Below are 18,283 nucleotides of genomic sequence, written 5' to 3'. Positions count from 1 at the left end.
ACATAATGAGGTTTTGAATAAATGATTTTAAAGTAACATCATTTACATGACTGTAAATGATGTTACACCAATAAAGTATTACTTTGCTGTAAACGTTGCACTAAAAGAACGTGCATCACGTCTAGCGTCAGGGTTGCTTGGCATTGGGTAAGGTGCAGCCTGACGAATGGCTGCTTCGACACTGGCTTGTACATCAGGGTCACTTGAGTTTACTAGTACAGAAGTAACACTTCCTGAATCACTGAGGGTTACACGAACACTTGCGGTTTTTCCTTTTGAACCTGTTGGTACATCCCAAACATGGTAAATCTTCTGTTGAAAGTCATGCTTAGCTGATGATGCGATTCTTCGAGATTCAGCCTTTTTATTTGCTGCTGCCTCAGCAGCTTTCTGCTTGGCTTCGGCAGCGGCTTTTTCTTTTGCTTCAGCCTTTTGTTTAGCTTGTAAAGCTTCTTGGTGTTTCGCGTCAGCAGCTTTCTGCTTGGCTTCTTCAGCAGCTTTTTCTTTTGCTTCAGCGGCAGCCTTTTGTTTAGCTTGTAAAGCTTCTTGGTGTTTCGCGTCAGCAGCTTTCTGCTTGGCTTCGGCAGCGGCTTTTTCTTTTGCTTCAGCGGCAGCTTTTTGTTTAGCTTGTAGAGCTTCTTGGTGTTTCGCGTCAGCAGCTTTCTGCTTGGCTTCGGCAGCGGCTTTTTCTTTTGCTTCAGCGGCAGCTTTTTGTTTAGCTTGTAGAGCTTCTTGGTGTTTCGCTTCAGCAGCTTTCTGCTTGGCTTCTTCAGCGGCTTTTTCTTTTGCTTCAGCGGCAGCCTTTTGTTTAGCTTGTAAAGCTTCTTGGTGTTTCGCGTCAGCAGCTTTCTGCTTGGCTTCTTCAGCGGCTTTTTCTTTTGCTTCAGCGGCAGCTTTTTGTTTAGCTTGTAGAGCTTCTTGGTGTTTCGCTTCAGCAGCTTTCTGCTTCGCTTCGGCAGCAGCTTTTTCTTTTTCTTCAGCATCAGCCTTTTGTTTAGCTTGTAGAGCTTCTTGGTGTTTCACGTCAGCAGCTTTCTGTTTGGCTTCGGTAGCAGCTTTTTCTTTTGCTTCTAAAGCTTTTTCCTTAACTTGTTCAGCAGCGAGAAGCTGATTTAAATTAGGCTGTGGTGGTGTATCAGGTTTTGATTCAGGAGGCGTTGTAGGTTGAACCTGTGGAGATGGTTGGCTCTCTTTATTATTGTTAGTGTCTGCAATTTGATCGGCACTGACTAAATATGTTGTTAATTCTTTTTTAGGTTTAGGTGGTGGTGTTGTACCAAAATAGAGCAGAGCAATAAGAGCAACCGCATGTACACCAAGTGTAAATCCGATTGCTTTAGCTTTTTGCTGATCAAATGGCTGTTTATCAAATTTTTTCATATTACTTTAGATTACTTAGCAGGGTCGGTAAGTAGGCCAACTTGAGTCAAGCCTGCATCTTGTAAATTTGCCATAAGAACAACAACTTCACCATAAGGTCGAGATTGTGTACCATTAATGAGTACACTAAGTTCCTGCTGGTTATCTTGAGCATGCTGTTGTGCTTCAGACAATGTTTGCTTTAGCTCATCTAAAGACATCTTTTCATCTTTATGTTCATGATAGCGGAGTAAGTAGTTACCGCTTGCATCTAAGGTAACAATTGCAGGTGTATCTTTAGACTGAAATGGTGAGCTTTTTGCTTTAGGAAGATCAACCTTTAAACTGCTAGAGATCATTGGCGCAGTTACCATAAAAATCACAAGTAAAACGAGCATTACATCAATATATGGTACTACATTCATATCGCTTTTTAACGGCTTTTTGATGCGGCCAAAACGCCCACTACGCTGTATTGCCATTTTATTCAGACTCCTGAGAAGAGCCCATAGATTGACGTTGTAGTAATGCAACCATTTCTTCAGCAAATAATGCACGGTCTGAGTAAACAGCTTCACTTTTTGCAGTAAAGTGGTTGAAAGCGAGTACAGCAGGAATCGCAGCAAATAAACCAATTGCAGTTGCAATAAGTGCTTCAGCAATACCCGGTGCTACTGTTGCTAATGTAACTTGCTCAACACCTGCAAGACCAATAAAGGCATTCATAATGCCCCAAACTGTACCAAATAGACCAACATATGGTGCAACAGAACCAATACTTGCTAGACCATTTAAACCTGATTCAAGTGTGCCTTGATCGCGACTTAAACCGACACGTAGAATTCTTTCTGTACCATCTATTTTTTGTTGGATTGATGCCTGACGTTTTTTAAGTTTTAAATACTCTGAATAGCCTTCATAAAAAATATCTTCTAATCCACGGCGTTCTGAGTTGAGCTGTGCATTATTATAAAGCGTATTTGTTTCTGCGCCTGACCAAAACATTTTTTGGAAATGGTCATCCTGACGCGTCGCTTTTTTAAAGCCCATAGATAGTTTAGCAATAACATACCAGCTATATATTGAGGCAAGAAAAAGTAAAAGCATGACCAGTTGTACAACAGGACTTGCTTGTAAAATCAAATTGGTTATATGCAGTGTTGTTTCTACGTTTTGAGTGGTCATATCTAAAAAGCCATTGATGCCTAATTTTGTTCCATTTCTTTTTTAAGCAATGAACTAATTTCTTCAGGGAGTCTACGTGGCAGCATATTTTTATTTAAGCAAGCCAGTTCAACTTCACCCGTTGCAAGCAAGATTTCACCACGATAAATATTCTGTTGCAATATAAAAGATGCAGCTTTACAAGAAATAACACGAGCAGTTACAGTAATAAGATCGTCCATTAAAATTGGGCGTAAGTATTTTAGGCTAATTCCACGTACAACGAAATTATAGTCTTTTTGGTGCCAATAGTGATCTATGCCAGATGCACGTAACCATTCTGTACGTGTTCTTTCCATATATCGAATATGATTTGCATGATAGACAATGCCACCTGCATCTGTATCTTCAATATAAACACGAATTTTAAATTCAAAATGGCTAGGCATGAAAATTTTCCTATACAATAGGTTGAGGTTAAATATTTGAAAATAAATCAAATATTTACGATTTATTGGCGATATGTTTCTGCTTGCATTGCCCATATTTTAATATTATCGGTTGAAGCAGAATGCATGTAGAGTTATGTCTGTAGCCTGATGGATAAAGGATATATGTGTATATACTTTATTGGTGGGGAATTCTAACAGAATCCGTTGAGTGGACTATGGCACAAGATATCAATATCTTTGAGTGATGAAGCGATGTTTGGTGGATTTTTTAAGGTGAATAACAATATTTTTGGTTTTTTTGAGTAAAGAGATACATCTAAAATTACAAAAATATTTATAAATATGGTTGAGAGGTAATAGCTACTTTTTTGAGTTATGTAATAACGGAAAATTAAATAACCTAAGATTTACACATACACAATCATTTGAAATTTCAATTGACCCAAAATAATAGCTATTTATTTGAAGAACGGCGGTAGTAAGCTGATTTAATTGTATGAAAAGTTTCAACCGCTATGAACAATAGTCATAACGGTATTGCTTGAAATTTAGGATGCTTTAGGGTCTTCAGGAGGCGTAAGACCAAATTGCAAATAAGATTGTGTTGTAGCAATTCGTCCACGAGCGGTACGCATTACATAACCTTGCTGTATAAGATAGGGTTCAATAACATCTTCTAATGTACCGCTGTCTTCGGCCATAGCGGCTGCAAGTGCTTCAACACCTGCAGGGCCACCATTAAAACGTTCTAAAAGCATAGTTAAATAACGGCGATCTAACGTATCTAATCCTGATTTATCTACATTTAACATGTCTAATGCACGTTGAGCCATGTCTTGAGTAATTTCTCCTGTCCCCTTAACTTGAGCATAGTCGCGTACTCGGCGTAGTAAACGGTTTGCAATACGAGGTGTACCACGAGAACGACGTGCGATTTCTTGTGCACCACTACTTGTAATACCAACATCCATTAACCGAGAGGAGCGCTCAACAATATATGTAAGGTCTTCAACTGAGTAAAACTCTAGGCGTTGAACAATACCGAAACGATCACGCAATGGTGAGGTAAGTAGCCCTGCACGTGTTGTTGCAGCAACGAGAGTAAATGGAGGCAAGTCAAGCTTAATAGAGCGAGCAGCAGGCCCTTCACCAATCATAATATCTAATTGGTAGTCTTCCATTGCAGGATAAAGAATCTCTTCAATGACTGGTGATAGGCGGTGAATTTCATCAATAAATAAAACATCGCCTTCCTCTAGGTTTGTGAGTAAAGCAGCAAGATCACCCGCACGTTCTAAGACAGGCCCAGAGGTAGATTTTAGACTTCCACCCATTTCACGTGCAATAATATTGGCAAGGGTTGTTTTTCCCAAACCGGGAGGGCCAAAAATAAGCGTATGGTCTAGTGCTTCACCACGACCGCGTGCAGCACCAATAAAAATTTCCATTTGCTCACGTACAATGGGCTGACCAATATAGTCGCTTAATGTTGCAGGTCGAATGGCACGGTCAATTTGATCTTCAGGTTTTTCATGTCCGTTAATGAGTCTGTCTTGCATAACTTAGGATTTCATCATTGATTTAAGTGCAGCACGAATAATATCTGCAACTTCTGTATGTTGATCTTTGACGCTTGCAACCACTTTTTTAGCTTCTTGAGGTTTATAACCTAAAGACAGTAGAGCAGCCTCGGCTTCGGCAACTGCTGAGTTGACAGATTGTTGTAAAGGCATAGTGGTATTATTTGACTGATGAGGTGTATCTTGTTGTAAAGATTTTATACGATCTCTTAACTCGATAAGTAAACGCTCGGCTGTTTTTTTACCCACACCTGGTACTTTAACGAGCGTGTTAATATCATCATTTTCAATGGTTTGAATAAGTAAATCTGCACTAAGGGTAGAAAGTATACCAAGAGCCATTTTAGGGCCAACACCATTCACTTTAAGTAGTGTTCTAAAGAAAGTTTTTTCGCGTAAATCTAAAAAGCCATACAGAAGTTGAGCATCTTCTCTAACTGCAAGATGTGTCCATAAGGTAACTTTTTGACCTTTTTGTAGTTGGCAGAAGGTAGAAAGAGGTGTATCTATTTCATAACCGATGCCATTTACATTTAAAATCACGGTAGGAGCCTCTAATGCGAGGACTTCACCAATAAGGCAACCAATCATTTATTTTCCTATGAAGTAAATGCAGGGCGGTGACCCTGTAGTATTTGTGCAAGATGATATGCTTGATGATCGGAGAATTTACCAATAATGTCGAGAACTTGCATAATATTTTGGTAGTGATTGTCCCCAAAATGAACACCAGATTGTTCTAGCATAAGCATAAACTTACGGTCTTTATAACTTGTCGATTTATTTGGCAGGGTGAGTGGCATAAATGCATCTAAAATGTGCTGTAAGCTCATGTGAGCAATGACTTCTAAATCAATTTTTTGGCGATGACCGAAAATCTTTTGTCTTGCAAGGTCTTTGGCTTCCTCAATACCTGCTGAGATATCTGTTGGGCAGTATTGTAGTAATGTTCCTTGCAATTGCCCCATAAGAATTGTTGTTTGATGGCGTGAGAAAGCATTTGTTACTTCTTCTACAAGTCGTTTCATTGCACGACCACGTAATGCAGCAATTTTCTGTTGCCATGTTGTCCAAGGTAAAGACAATTCATTTGGAATGCCATAGTCGGCAATCAGTTTTATAAAAATAGGTTCAACTTCTTCATAAGTTAAAATATTTAAGCTAATCGCATCTTCAAGATCAATCAGTGCATAACAAATGTCATCGGCTGCTTCTAACAGGTAAGTAAGCGGATGGCGACAATAATGATATTCAGCAATTTCAATAAGCCCTAAGCGATTTGCAATTTCGCCAAGAATGTTTTTCTCACTTTGATAACAACCAAACTTAGCACGATTTTGTGCAGATTCATTTTCTTGAATAGGTTTTGAGAGCCAAGGATATTTAAGATAAGCACCAAGTGTTGCAGCAGTTAGGCGCATGCCACCGTCTTCGGGGTGATGGTCTACACGAGTGAGTAGGCGTAAGCCTTGCGCATTGCCTTCAAACTGTCTTACATCGGCAGATTCTTCGGGAGATAGTGCATCAAGAAAATTATTTTGCGCTGCCGCATCAAACCATTCTCGAATTGCATATTCACCTGCATGGCCAAATGGAGGATTTCCAATATCATGTGCTAAACAAGCCGCTTGAATAATTGCACCCAGATCAGCAGATGAAATCCAAGAAGGAAGATCATCTTTGATTTTTTCGGCAGCAAGCATTCCTAAAGAGCGACCAACGCATGAAACTTCTAAAGAGTGTGTTAGTCGAGTATGTACACCATCATTTTGTGTGAGTGGGTGAACTTGTGTTTTACGGTTTAGTTGTCTAAAGCTTTGCGAAAATATAATTCGGTCATAATCTTTATGGAATGGGCTTCGACCAAGTTCGTTTTGATTTTTTTTACTTCCTAAACGGGTCGCTGAAAGTAGTTCTAACCAGCGCATTTCTTTCATTCGTCATAGAATCAATTGTTGAGTTTCATCCATCATGCCAAAAAAAGGATCGATTCTCTAGTTACACACGTCAAAGGTTGTCGTTTCATTTGTGATTAAATGGTAATTTTTGCCTGATCTATTTGCATTTAGATCATTCAAAAATCACGCTACAATAAAATATACAATTTATTATTATAAGTAGAGAAAAAAGATGTCTCGTCATTCTCATCATGAAGAAAATCATTATACAGAGCGTTCGGGATGGTTACGTGCTGCGGTACTTGGTGCAAATGATGGAATTATTTCAGTAACAAGTTTAGTTGTTGGTATTTCTGCAAGTGGAGCATCAGTACACACACTTTTAATTACATGTATTGCGGGCGTTATTTCAGGTGCTGTTTCTATGGCAGCAGGTGAATTTATTTCTGTGAAATCTCAGCAAGATATCGAAGATGCAGATTTGAGAATGGAGGCTAAAAGTTTGCATTTATCCCCTGATTTAGAGTTGTTGGAATTAACTAAAATTTATATTCATCGTGGTTTAGATAAAGAATTGGCTTTTGAGGTTGCTAAACAGCTTACAGAGCACAATGCGCTTGCTGCCCATGCAAGAGATGAAATAGGTATTAATGAAGAAACAGCAGCACAGCCATTTTTGGCAGCTTTTTCATCTGCAATTTCTTTTTCTTTGGGTGGGTTATGTCCATTGTTAGCGATCTTATTGTTACCAAGAGATCACTTTGAATATGGAATTATTATCGTTGGTATTATTTCTTTGGGTGTGCTGGGTGTTGTTTCAAGTTATGCAGGTGGAAGTAATATGATTAAAGGAGCAATTCGTGTCATGTTATGGGGAGTTGTTGCTATGACATTTACTTTTTGGATTGGTTCTTTATTTAATGTTTCTTTGTAGATTTTAATTAATTGATTTCTATTATAATTTTTTTGTTAATTTAGGGTTTGTTGTATTTTTGTGTTAGAGTTTGTGCCCACATAATTAGCTTAATGCTTATCACAAGTGATTTGAGCGATGTAAGAGTTATCTTTCTAATTCAATACAGGGTGTTTAATGCAAACAGCAACTGATAAAAGTAATGAAGTGGGACTCGACGATATTAATATTGTCGAAAGTGCCAAAACAAAAAAAGCAATTACAGCCGCTGCTTTAGGTAATACCATTGAATGGTTTGACTTCGGTGTATACGGCTATGTCGCATATGTATTAGGAAAAGTTTTTTTTCCTAATGCATCTGATGGGGTTCAAATTATTGCAACGCTTGCAGCATTTTCTATTCCTTTTCTATTTCGTCCTATAGGCGGTATCATCTTTGGATTCTTAGGTGATAAATATGGTCGTAAACATATTCTTGCAATTACGATTATGATTATGACGTTAAGTACTTGTGGTATTGGTCTTATCCCAAGCTATGAAAGTATTGGTATCTGGGCACCAATTTTATTGCTTATTGTAAAAATTGCACAGGGTGTATCTGTTGGTGGGGAATATGCAGGTGCAGCAATTTTTGTTGCAGAGTATTCTTCAGACCGTAAGCGTGGTTTTATGGCCAGCTGGTTAGACTTTGGATCAATTGCAGGCTTCTTAATTGGTGCTGGTACAGTATCACTTATTAGTTTAATCGTAGGTGAGCATAGCTTTGCAGATTGGGGATGGCGCATCCCATTTGTATTGTCTTTACCACTGGGTCTGGTTGGAATGTATTTGCGTAATACATTGGAGGAAACGCCTGCATATAAAAAAGCGACTGAAAATGCAGAAAAGAAAATTCCTTTTAGGGAAGTGCTCACCACACACAAGCGCAGTCTTTGGGTATGTGTGGGTATTGTTGTAAGTACAGATGTTGTTTATTACATGCTACTGACGTATTTACCAAGTTACTTTACGCATAACTTGCATTACCCAAGTGATCGTGGGGAAATGGTAACAATAGGTGTTATGTCCGGCATGCTATTTTTACAACTATTGATCGGTTGGTTGAGTGATAAAATTGGTCGTCGCCCATTCATTTTTGCAGGTAGTTTCTCACTTATATTTTTATCATATCCAGCATTCATGCTTATGACATCTGGTGTTGAGTCTTTAATGTTTGTAGGGCTATTTATTTTAGCACTTTCGGTAAACATGCTATTGGGTATTATGGCTGCGACAATTCCAGCATTGTTTCCGACAGATATTCGTTATTCTGCACTTGCTGCCGCATTTAATATTTCCATTGTATTTGCAGGCTTAACACCGACAGTAACAGCATATCTTGTAGAATGTACAGGCAATTTGATGATTCCTGCTTATTATCTTATTGTTTTTGGTTTTGTTGGTTTAATAACAGCATTTTATTTTAAAGAAACTGCAAATAAGCCACTTTATGGTACAGCACCAATTGCAGAAGATCATCAAGAAGCACAAGAGTTATTAGATGTGTTTCATGAAAATATTGAAGAAAAAGTGCAAAAAATTGATGAAAAGATGGATCAACTGAGTCAAAAGCGTGAAAGGTTGGTGAGTCAGCATCCTGAACTAAAATAGTATATTTTTTAAATAAATATTTTGACCGATCTCATTCCGATCTCATTTAAAAATAGGTGAGATCGGTTTTTATTTGGCTGAATATTAGAGTTATCTTTATTAATTTTAATAAATTTTCATATATCTTTTCGATTATGTTGGTTTGAACTAGCTCAATAGACGAATAAGCAGTATTATAGACGCTCTTCTCAAAGTCACATTGCGGTAAGGTGTTAAGACTTACCCGTGGAGCCAAAATCAACATGTTTATCGTGGCCGGTGCGGTAGCACATTCTACTTTCAAAAAAACTCAACTATTATCACGTTTATCGTCTCTTAGTTCTGTTCAATCAATCGAAAGCCAGTGGGTTTATCTGTTTGATCAAGCGCTCAACGAACAAGAATTACAAGCAGCTCAACAGTTATTAAATGATGGTTCAAGTTTTGAACTTCACCAAGCTGCAAGTGATGAAGTACAAATTTTAGTAACACCACGTGTGGGTACAATTTCACCTTGGTCTTCTAAAGCAGTCGATATTTTTAAAAACTGTAATACGCCTGTTCATCGTGTTGAACGCGGTATTTTGTATACGCTAAAAGGTGTAAATACTGTAAGTGATGCGGTAAAAGCAATTTTACATGACCGTATGACTGAAAATGTATTTAATCAGGTAAATGATGCGCAGGTACTATTTAGTGAAACTTCGCCAAAACCATTAAATACGATTGATGTACTTGGTCAAGGAAAGTCTGCACTTGTTCAGGCAAACCAAGAGTTTGGTTTTGCACTTTCTGAAGAAGAAATTGACTATTTAGTGGAAGCATTCACTCAGTTACAACGCAATCCAAATGACATCGAACTAATGATGTTTGCTCAAGCAAACTCAGAGCATTGTCGTCATAAAATCTTTAATGCAGAATGGACAATTGATGGTGAAAAACAACCATTGTCATTGTTCAAAATGATTAAAAATACGTATAAAGAATCTCCAAATGATGTGTTGTCTGCATATAAAGATAATGCATCTGTAATTGTAGGCTATGACACAATGCGTTTTTATCCAAAACCGGATGAAAATGGTCATCATGTCTATAAATATAAGAGTCAAGCCGCTCATATTTTAATGAAGGTGGAAACACATAATCACCCAACTGCAATTTCTCCATTTGCAGGTGCTGCAACAGGTTCAGGCGGTGAAATCCGTGATGAAGGTGCAACAGGTCGTGGTGGTAAACCAAAAGCAGGTTTAACAGGCTTTACTGTATCTAACTTAAATATTCCTGGTTTTGAACAGCCATGGGAAGAGCAGTATGGCAAACCATCTCGTATGGCATCACCATTACAAATTATGATTGATGGCCCACTTGGTGGTGCTGCATTCAATAATGAGTTTGGTCGTCCAAACCTAAACGGTTATTTCCGGACATTTGAACAAAATGTAAATGGCGATGTGAAAGGTTTTCATAAGCCAATTATGATTGCAGGTGGTTACGGTAATATCCGTCCAGATCATGTTGAAAAAGATCCAATTCAACCGGGTGATTTACTCATTGTGCTGGGTGGCCCTGCGATGCTAATTGGTTTAGGTGGTGGTGCTGCATCATCTGTAGATAGCGGTACAATGGGTGAAAGCTTAGACTTTGCTTCTGTACAGCGTGAAAACCCAGAAATGGAACGCCGTTGCCAAGAAGTTATTGATACGTGTTGGCGTTTAGAGAATGAGAACCCAATTGTTTCTGTACACGATGTAGGTGCGGGTGGAATTTCAAATGCAATGCCTGAGCTTGTGAATGATCATGAGTTAGGTGCTGTATTAAACTTACGTAAAATTCCATCTTTAGAACCGGGTATGTCTCCAATGGAGATATGGTCAAATGAAGCGCAAGAACGTTATGTTTTGGCGATCCGTCCAAGTTCTTTAGCTGAATTTGAAGCAATTTGTGAGCGTGAACGCTGTCCATTTGCGGTGTTGGGTGAAGCCACTGAAGCACGTCATTTAACTGTAGAAGATCCATTATTTGAAAATAATGCGGTAGATATGCCAATGCAAGTGATGCTTGGTGGTACACCGCGTATGCAACGTAGTTACAAAACGACTGAACGTATTGGTAATACTTTTGATACTGCAAAAATTGATCTTAAAGATGCAATTTTCCGTGTATTAAAAAATCCAACGGTTGCTTCAAAATCGTTCCTAATTACGATTGGTGACCGTTCTATTACAGGTATGGTTGCAAGAGATCAGCTTGTTGGTCGTTGGCAGGTGCCTGTAGCAGATGCTGCGGTAACAACAACCAGCTTAGAAGGTTATACAGGTGAGGCGATGGCAATGGGTGAGCGTCCACCTGTCGCATTGTTAAATCCTGCTGCATCTGCACGTTTGGCAGTTGCAGAAGCAATTACCAATATTGCATCGGCAGATATTGAGCAGTTAGCAGATATTAAATTATCTGCGAATTGGATGGCTGCTGCAGGTCAAGAAGGTGAAGATCAAGCCTTATTTGAAGCAGTAAAAACCATTGGTATGGAAATTTGCCCTGCGTTAGGTATTGCGATTCCTGTAGGTAAAGACTCATTGTCTATGCGTACGACATGGCAGGATGAAGGTGAAGACAAGTCTGTAACATCGCCAATGTCATTGGTAATTACTGCATTTGCACCTGTAAATGATGTACGTAAAACATTAACACCTGAGCTTAAAGCAATTGAGGATACTGTACTTGTACGTATTGATCTTTCTAAAGGTCAGCACCGTATGGGTGGTTCGATTCTTGCGCAAGTTCATAAAGCAATTGGCACAACTGCGCCAGATGTAGACAGTTTTGAGGATCTAAAAGCATTCTTTGCTTTAATCCAAGACTGGAATACACGTGGACTCATTCAAGCTTATCATGACATTGGTGATGGTGGTTTACTTGCAACGGTAAGCGAAATGATGTTTACAGCACGTCTAGGTGTAAACTTAGAAGCACTGTCTGTAGATAGCTTATTCTCTGAAGAAATTGGTGCAGTCATTCAATTAAAAACGTCTGATTGGAAAGCTTTAGAGGCTGAAATTGCTGAATCTCCATTAAGAGATGCAATTGAAGTTGTAGGTCAAGTGAATACATCTGATGCATTGACTGTAAATGGTCTTAAATTGAGCCGTACAGAGTTACAGCAAGCATGGTCTGAAGTATCTCATCAGATCCAACGCTTACGTGATAATGCAGAAACAGCTGATCAGGAATATGCCTTAATTGCAGATCAAGCACATAAGGGCTTAATTGCAGAACCAACGTTCGATTTAAATGAAGAAGTTGAAGCACCCTTTTTGAACTTACGTCGTCCAAATATGGCGATTTTACGTGAGCAAGGTGTGAACGGTCATATCGAAATGGCAGCAGCTTTTGATAAAGTTGGCTTTAATACTGTTGATGTGCATATGAGTGATCTGCTTGCAGGCAGAATTAGCTTAGAAGACTTTGAAGGTCTAGTTGCATGTGGCGGGTTCTCATATGGTGATGTGCTTGGTGCAGGTGGTGGCTGGGCGAAGTCAGTTTTATTTAATGAAAAACTGCGTGACCAGTTTGAACGTTTCTTTAACCGTAATGAAACCTTTAGCTTAGGTATTTGTAATGGTTGTCAGATGTTATCGCAACTTGCACCGCTTATTCCGGGTGCAGAAGCATGGCCTCGTTTTCATCGCAATACCAGTGAAGTATTTGAAGCACGTAGTATTAACGTGAAAATAGAAAAATCTAAGTCTGTATTATTACAAGGTATGGAAGGTTCTATTTTACCAATTGCTGTTGCACATGGTGAAGGTCGAGTAGTTGCGCCTGAGCAAAGCATTGCGAATTTAAATGCGAATGATCAAGTTATTTTACGTTACGTAGATAGCCATGGTCAGCCAACGCAGCACTATCCAATGAATCCAAATGGTTCGCCTGAAGCAATTGGTGGTGTAACATCTACAGATGGTCGTGCAACGATTATGATGCCTCATCCAGAGCGTAACTTCCGTGCCTTACAGCACTCTTGGTCGCCTGAATCGTGGGATAAAGATGGTGCTTGGTTACGTATGTTCCGTAATGCACGTAAATTTATTGGTTAATTTTTTAAAATACCTTGCAAAAAGCATGCCTTAGGGTATGCTTTTTTTATGTCTATAATAAAGTAAAACAATATGATAAAACTATATACCACTGCGCTTTCAGGGCATGGACATCGTGTAGAGCAGCTCTTAAATTTATTGGAGCTTGATTACGAAAAAATAGATGCACCCCATGAAGTAAGAATAACGACAGAATTTTTGAAGATTAACCCACTTGGGCAAATTCCTGTACTCATTGATAATGAAGTCGTTTTAAGTGATAGCAATACAATCTTACTATATCTCGTACAAAAGTATGATCTTGCCTGTATGTGGTACTCAAAGAATATAATAGGACAAGCAGAAATTCATAGATGGTTATTTATTGCATCGGGGGAAATTGCATTTGGTCCAGCATTAGCAAGAAGAACTAAGCTGTTTAATGGTGATGCAAACTTAGAAGAAGCACAGGCTCGTGCATATAAAATTTTAACCTTTATGAATAGTCATTTGAAAAAGTATACTTGGCTTGCACTCGATAAAATCACAATTGCCGATTTGGCTTGTTATCCTTACATTACCGTCGCAGATGAGGGTGGAGTTTCTTTAGATGAATATGAACATGTAAAGCGTTGGATTAAACAGATTGAAGAAATACAAGGTATTTCACCTATGCCAAGAATAAAGCAGTAGTCTATTTATCATTGGCTCAAAGTGTAGTAGTTGCGTACATTAAAAGAGACAGATATTGATTTTCTTTATAAAGCCCTCATATTATGGAATATATTCATAAAATTATTCGGGGAATGTATGTTATTCCAACTGCCTAAATTACCAGCAGAAATTCATATAACGCATTTAAATGCACGTTTAAATGAGCAAAAGAAAAAACTTGCTTCACAAGGAAGTAGTACAAAGTTTTCAATAGGCAGTTTAATTAAAGCAACCAAAGCACGTAAAAAGTCTAAAGATAAAGTCTATGTTATTGACTTTAAAGGTGATGTCCAGGCTTCTGCTGTCGCAAATTTACGTGAAGAAGTGACACTGATTATTGCTGCAGCGGATGCAAGCAAAGATAAAGTGGTCATTCGTCTAGAAAGCCCAGGTGGTATGGTACATGGGTATGGTCTTGCAGCAGCACAAATTGTTCGCTTAAGAGATGCAGGCTTCTATGTAACGATCTGTGTTGATAAAGTTGCTGCAAGTGGTGGCTATATGATGGCATGTATTGCCAATCAAGTGATTGCTGCGCCGTTTGCGATTCTAGGATCTATTGGTGTTGTTGCACAAGTACCAAACTTTAACCGTCTTCTAAAAGAGCATAATGTTGACTTTGAGTTGTATACAGCAGGCCAGTACAAGCGTACGGTTACGATGTTTGGTGAAAATACAGATGAAGGTAAAGCAAAGTTTGAAGAAGAACTACAGCAGACGCATCAGTTATTTAAACATTTTGTTGAAAAGTACAGACCTCAATTGAATGTAGAGCAAGTTGCCACAGGTGAGCATTGGTATGGTGAAGATGCTGTAGAATTAAATTTAGCAGATCAATTACATACTTCAGATCAAGTCATTTTAGACTTAATTCATGAAAATGATGTGTATTTGATTAGCACACGCCGTAAACCAACAGTAGGTGAGAAGTTAGGTCTACAAGCAGCCCAAATCGCAGATCATGTCGTACCAACAGTACTAGATAAGCTGACGCAATATGCAACAAAAGCCAGTCAGTCATTGGTGCAGTTTAAAGACCCGAAAGCATAATAAAAAAAGCCAGCAGTTGCTGGCTTTTTATTTAAAAACAATATTATTTCTTGAGTGGTTCTTCCCATGCTTTTAGAGTATCTTTACTCCAAGCACCATAACTAGAGTTTGGTAAAACAATCCAGTCATGTCCAAAATGGTGTTGGTTCTTGAGAACACCTTGTTCGCGCTCAACTTTACTTTGTTTGCTTGTAAAGTCACTTGAGAAGTCAGGTAAACTATCGCCAAGAAGCATAATAATATTATAGTCTTTAGCAATTTTCTCGCGACGCTGTTGTTTTGGTGAGTCATAAAGTAAGACATTATCCATGCTTACTTGCGGTAGCTTTAATTCTTTTAACGTCGCAACTGTCGATGCTTTATGTTCTTGTGTACGATCAGAAACATAGAAAATTTTAATACCACGCTCATTTAAAAAATTGAAGAAAGCAAGGCTACCTGGAATAAGTGTCGGGTGACCATTTATTTCCCAATCATTCCAAGTATCCCATGTTCTCCAGTCATGACACTGTTCTGTATCTCGTACAAGTAAAGCACTATTGTCGAGGACTGTTTCATCTAAGTCAGTTACAACTGCAATATTTTTTGCATTTGGATGCTGTTGTAAATATTGTTGAATACGTAGGGTTGCAAGCTCATAGCTTTGAAGTTGTAATGCATGAATCTCAGCAGATTGCTGTTGGTATTTTAGCCCCATAATGTATTGTTGCATTTCTGCACATTTATTGTTGCTTACATTAGGTGTTTCTGCTGCATGTACTGCTGTACCGAAAAATGCAGTCAATAATAAAGGTAAAATTGTTTTGGTTGCTTTAAGTCGAATAGACACTTAAATCTCCAGAGTTCAGGTTTTTATATAAAAAATAAGCCCAGAAAACTCTGAGCTTATTTAAGAATAATCTATAATTATTCCAAGAATTTGACAATTGTACCTGATTTTACTTTTCTGCCAAGATCATTTGCATCCCAGTTGGTAAGACGAATACAACCATGTGAAGCTGTTTTAGATATTAAGGATGGGTTAGGTGTGCCATGTATACCAAATGATTTTTTACTTAAGCCAATCCAAATATTGCCGACTGGTGTATTAGGGCCAGGTGGTAAAGAAAGTGGTTTTAAGTTATTACCTTGAATATAGTTACTTGGTGAGTAGCTATACCAAGGATTTGGAGTTACACCTACAACTTTATAACTACCTGTTGGAGATGGTGTATCAGAGCTACCAATAGTGGCAGGGAATGATCCAACCATTTGATTTTGTGAGTTAAAAAGATATAGTTGTTTTGCACCTTTATGGGCAACAATTAAATGAATATTTTCAGGCAAGTTATTGCGAACGCTCGTAACAATAATTTTTTGTCCGAGCTGATTAAAATTCGCTTTTGGATTGAGTTGCTTTAAGAAACCTTCATCCATATGGAATTTTTCACCAAGCATTTCAGGTACACTGGTATAGTATAAGCCTTTCATTTTTGCTTGTAGTGCGTAATCATGTGGAATTTCTTTCGCATATGGTCCTTTCAAGTCATCTTCTGAAATAGTGTATTCTATATATGCTGGTTTGTCCCCTTGAGAGGCAAGCAATGCATTCCATGTATCTTCATCTAATACACCAGTTGGTTGAATACCATGCATTTGCTGAAAAGAAGCAATTGCTTTTAGGGTGTTTTTACCACTAGAGCCATCAATTGCGCCCGGTGAAGCATGTGCGTTATTAAGCATCACTTGCGCGCGCGCATAGATAGGGAATTGACCTTTTCCAATATGACTATACCACTCAACATTATTTAGGTTATCTAAAGTCCACGCTGTTTTAGCGAACTTAGTTGCCGATTTAGTTGTTGATTTTTCAGGTGTATTATCAATATTTTTTACAGTCTTTGCGACATCATTTAGATTGTTTTGTTCTTGTGTAGTAATTTGAGCTTCAGAAGCACTTACAACATCAGATGAAGAAGTATCTGCAGCACCAGCCATAATCTCAGATGCACTTTTATTATCTAAAGATAATGGATCTATTGGATCTGTTGCTGTAGGCGTTGAAGCAACTTGTTCAGATGTTCCTGCTGCTGATTGCGCCACATCAGAAGCGGCAAAAGCAGTATTGATCATCAAGTAGCTTAAACTCACAGCGAGTAATGAGCGAACAAACATGTAGTAAACCTTAGAATTATATTGTTGTAAAACGTGCTCAGTATTACAGAGTTTATTATTTTCTGCATTAATTATTTCGTACATGTATAGTTTCAATAATCATTATTGGTAGGCTCGGTTATCTTATGTAGATGCTTTTTTGCTATAATATATTGAAATAATTCAATGATTGAGAAAGGCATGACGACTTTAAAAAATGATCGTTTTTTGCGTGCATTATTACGTGAATCTGTTGATACAACACCTATTTGGATGATGCGTCAGGCTGGTCGTTATCTACCGGAATATCGTGAAACACGAGCAAAAGCAGGTGATTTTTTATCTTTATGTCGAAATACTGAATTTGCTTGTGAAGTGACATTGCAACCACTACGTCGTTATAATTTGGATGCAGCTATTTTATTTTCAGATATTTTAACTGTACCTGATGCATTGGGTTTAGGGCTTTATTTTGAGACTGGGGAAGGACCAAAGTTTAAAAAAACAATTCGTACAGAACAAGATATTCAAAATTTACCAAAAGTTAATGTCAATACCGATTTAGACTATGTCATGAATGCGGTAACGGCAATTCGTTCAGCATTGGGTGGAAGTGTTCCCTTAATTGGTTTTTCGGGTAGCCCTTGGACACTTGCAACGTACATGATTGAGGGTGGTTCAAGTAAAGATTACCGTTTTACCAAAGAAATGCTTTACAAAACGCCAGAGCTTTTGCATGCATTACTTGATCGTTTAGCAGATGCTGTCACTGATTATTTAAATGCGCAAATTGAAGCGGGGGCTCAAGCGGTTCAAATTTTTGATAGTTGGGGTGGTGCATTAGCACATCGTGAATATATCGACTTTTCACTGAATTATATGAAGAAAATTGTGAATGGTTTGATCCGTGAAAAAGATGGCCATCGTATTCCTGTCATTTTGTTTACCAAGGGCGGTGGTCAATGGCTAGATGTCATGTTAGATACTGGGGCGGATGCTTTTGGATTAGATTGGACAACACGTTTAGATGAGGCTCGTAAACTTGTTAACGGTCGTGCAGCATTACAAGGTAATTTAGATCCTGCAACATTATATGGGTCTAATCATACTATTGAAAAAGCAGTGAAAGCAATGCTTGATGATGCTTATGCGAATGGAGAAAAAACAGGATATATCGCAAATTTAGGCCATGGTATTACCCAATGGGTGAATCCTGACATGCCAAAAATATTTGTAGATACAGTGCATGAGTATAGTGCAAAATATCTTTGATAAAATAGAAGTTATTAAAAAAGGATAAGTAAAAACTTATCCT

Annotated in this window: 15 protein-coding genes; 6 read left to right on the top strand and 9 right to left on the bottom strand. The window is 38.3% G+C overall.

What is annotated here, in order from left to right; all coding sequences use genetic code 11:
- Nucleotides 1-78: 78 nt before the first annotated feature.
- From tolA to AC1MPL_RS10225, 7 genes are all read right to left on the bottom strand, one after another.
- Nucleotides 79-1,380: a cell envelope integrity protein TolA gene (gene tolA, locus AC1MPL_RS10255; RefSeq protein WP_479765818.1), complete on the bottom strand. Its 1,302-nt coding sequence runs from the start codon at nucleotides 1,378-1,380 to the stop codon at nucleotides 79-81.
- Nucleotides 1,381-1,391: 11 nt separating this feature from the next.
- Nucleotides 1,392-1,841 (bottom strand): protein TolR, encoded by a 450-nt coding sequence (gene tolR, locus AC1MPL_RS10250; protein WP_023271610.1) that lies wholly within the window; start codon nucleotides 1,839-1,841, stop codon nucleotides 1,392-1,394.
- Nucleotide 1,842: 1 nt separating this feature from the next.
- Nucleotides 1,843-2,544, bottom strand: coding sequence for a protein TolQ (tolQ, locus tag AC1MPL_RS10245; RefSeq protein WP_479765816.1), 702 nt, complete (start codon nucleotides 2,542-2,544; stop codon nucleotides 1,843-1,845).
- Between the two features lie 20 nt (nucleotides 2,545-2,564).
- Nucleotides 2,565-2,972, bottom strand: a complete 408-nt coding sequence (ybgC, locus tag AC1MPL_RS10240; RefSeq protein ID WP_479765814.1) for a tol-pal system-associated acyl-CoA thioesterase — start codon at nucleotides 2,970-2,972, stop codon at nucleotides 2,565-2,567.
- Between the two features lie 551 nt (nucleotides 2,973-3,523).
- Nucleotides 3,524-4,534, bottom strand: a complete 1,011-nt coding sequence (gene ruvB, locus AC1MPL_RS10235; RefSeq protein WP_479765812.1) for a Holliday junction branch migration DNA helicase RuvB — start codon at nucleotides 4,532-4,534, stop codon at nucleotides 3,524-3,526.
- A 3-nt stretch (nucleotides 4,535-4,537) separates the two neighbouring features.
- A complete protein-coding gene (ruvA, locus tag AC1MPL_RS10230; RefSeq protein ID WP_479765811.1) occupies nucleotides 4,538-5,146 on the bottom strand; it encodes a Holliday junction branch migration protein RuvA in 609 nt (202 codons plus the stop codon).
- Between the two features lie 8 nt (nucleotides 5,147-5,154).
- On the bottom strand, nucleotides 5,155-6,492 hold the full coding sequence (locus tag AC1MPL_RS10225; RefSeq protein ID WP_479765809.1) for a deoxyguanosinetriphosphate triphosphohydrolase: 1,338 nt from the start codon (nucleotides 6,490-6,492) through the stop codon (nucleotides 5,155-5,157).
- Between the two features lie 193 nt (nucleotides 6,493-6,685).
- On the opposite strand from AC1MPL_RS10225, the gene AC1MPL_RS10220 reads away from it, so the two are divergent.
- The 5 genes from AC1MPL_RS10220 (at nucleotide 6,686) to sohB (ending at nucleotide 14,835) form a co-directional block, all read left to right on the top strand.
- Nucleotides 6,686-7,387, top strand: coding sequence for a VIT1/CCC1 transporter family protein (locus tag AC1MPL_RS10220; RefSeq protein WP_479765808.1), 702 nt, complete (start codon nucleotides 6,686-6,688; stop codon nucleotides 7,385-7,387).
- A gap of 156 nt (nucleotides 7,388-7,543) precedes the next feature.
- Nucleotides 7,544-9,016 carry a glycine betaine/L-proline transporter ProP gene (proP, locus tag AC1MPL_RS10215; RefSeq protein ID WP_479765807.1) on the top strand — a complete coding sequence of 491 codons (1,473 nt, stop codon included), beginning with the start codon at nucleotides 7,544-7,546 and terminating at the stop codon, nucleotides 9,014-9,016.
- A 242-nt stretch (nucleotides 9,017-9,258) separates the two neighbouring features.
- Nucleotides 9,259-13,092 carry a phosphoribosylformylglycinamidine synthase gene (purL, locus tag AC1MPL_RS10210; protein WP_479765806.1) on the top strand — a complete coding sequence of 1,278 codons (3,834 nt, stop codon included), beginning with the start codon at nucleotides 9,259-9,261 and terminating at the stop codon, nucleotides 13,090-13,092.
- Between the two features lie 72 nt (nucleotides 13,093-13,164).
- Nucleotides 13,165-13,764: a glutathione S-transferase family protein gene (locus AC1MPL_RS10205; RefSeq protein WP_479765805.1), complete on the top strand. Its 600-nt coding sequence runs from the start codon at nucleotides 13,165-13,167 to the stop codon at nucleotides 13,762-13,764.
- A 117-nt stretch (nucleotides 13,765-13,881) separates the two neighbouring features.
- Nucleotides 13,882-14,835 carry a protease SohB gene (gene sohB, locus AC1MPL_RS10200; RefSeq protein ID WP_479765804.1) on the top strand — a complete coding sequence of 318 codons (954 nt, stop codon included), beginning with the start codon at nucleotides 13,882-13,884 and terminating at the stop codon, nucleotides 14,833-14,835.
- A gap of 43 nt (nucleotides 14,836-14,878) precedes the next feature.
- On the opposite strand, the gene AC1MPL_RS10195 is transcribed toward sohB, so the two are convergent.
- Nucleotides 14,879-15,664: a 5'-nucleotidase, lipoprotein e(P4) family gene (locus AC1MPL_RS10195; RefSeq protein ID WP_479765803.1), complete on the bottom strand. Its 786-nt coding sequence runs from the start codon at nucleotides 15,662-15,664 to the stop codon at nucleotides 14,879-14,881.
- 77 nt (nucleotides 15,665-15,741) lie between these two features.
- Nucleotides 15,742-16,989, bottom strand: coding sequence for a L,D-transpeptidase family protein (locus AC1MPL_RS10190; protein WP_479766218.1), 1,248 nt, complete (start codon nucleotides 16,987-16,989; stop codon nucleotides 15,742-15,744).
- 180 nt (nucleotides 16,990-17,169) lie between these two features.
- Between AC1MPL_RS10190 and hemE the strand changes: the two genes are divergently transcribed.
- Entirely contained in the window at nucleotides 17,170-18,240 is a 1,071-nt protein-coding gene (hemE, locus tag AC1MPL_RS10185; RefSeq protein ID WP_479765802.1) for a uroporphyrinogen decarboxylase, read from the top strand.
- The last annotated feature ends 43 nt before the right edge of the window (nucleotides 18,241-18,283 follow it).

It is taken from the genome of Acinetobacter sp. N1-1 (assembly GCF_056711485.1).
Note: the sequence above shows the minus strand (reverse complement) of the source record. Positions and strands in the feature narration are given on the sequence as shown.

Bases quoted from the DNA above. Each gene is read 5' to 3' on its own strand.
- tolA (WP_479765818.1), bottom strand. From the start codon at position 1,380: ATGAAAAAATTTGATAAACAGCCATTTGATCAGCAAAAAGCTAAAGCA.
- tolR (WP_023271610.1), bottom strand. From the start codon at position 1,841: ATGGCAATACAGCGTAGTGGGCGTTTTGGCCGCATCAAAAAGCCGTTA.
- tolQ (WP_479765816.1), bottom strand. From the start codon at position 2,544: ATGACCACTCAAAACGTAGAAACAACACTGCATATAACCAATTTGATT.
- ybgC (WP_479765814.1), bottom strand. From the start codon at position 2,972: ATGCCTAGCCATTTTGAATTTAAAATTCGTGTTTATATTGAAGATACA.
- ruvB (WP_479765812.1), bottom strand. From the start codon at position 4,534: ATGCAAGACAGACTCATTAACGGACATGAAAAACCTGAAGATCAAATT.
- ruvA (WP_479765811.1), bottom strand. From the start codon at position 5,146: ATGATTGGTTGCCTTATTGGTGAAGTCCTCGCATTAGAGGCTCCTACC.
- AC1MPL_RS10225 (WP_479765809.1), bottom strand. From the start codon at position 6,492: ATGAAAGAAATGCGCTGGTTAGAACTACTTTCAGCGACCCGTTTAGGA.
- AC1MPL_RS10220 (WP_479765808.1), top strand. From the start codon at position 6,686: ATGTCTCGTCATTCTCATCATGAAGAAAATCATTATACAGAGCGTTCG.
- proP (WP_479765807.1), top strand. From the start codon at position 7,544: ATGCAAACAGCAACTGATAAAAGTAATGAAGTGGGACTCGACGATATT.
- purL (WP_479765806.1), top strand. From the start codon at position 9,259: ATGTTTATCGTGGCCGGTGCGGTAGCACATTCTACTTTCAAAAAAACT.
- AC1MPL_RS10205 (WP_479765805.1), top strand. From the start codon at position 13,165: ATGATAAAACTATATACCACTGCGCTTTCAGGGCATGGACATCGTGTA.
- sohB (WP_479765804.1), top strand. From the start codon at position 13,882: ATGTTATTCCAACTGCCTAAATTACCAGCAGAAATTCATATAACGCAT.
- AC1MPL_RS10190 (WP_479766218.1), bottom strand. From the start codon at position 16,989: ATGTTTGTTCGCTCATTACTCGCTGTGAGTTTAAGCTACTTGATGATC.
- hemE (WP_479765802.1), top strand. From the start codon at position 17,170: ATGACGACTTTAAAAAATGATCGTTTTTTGCGTGCATTATTACGTGAA.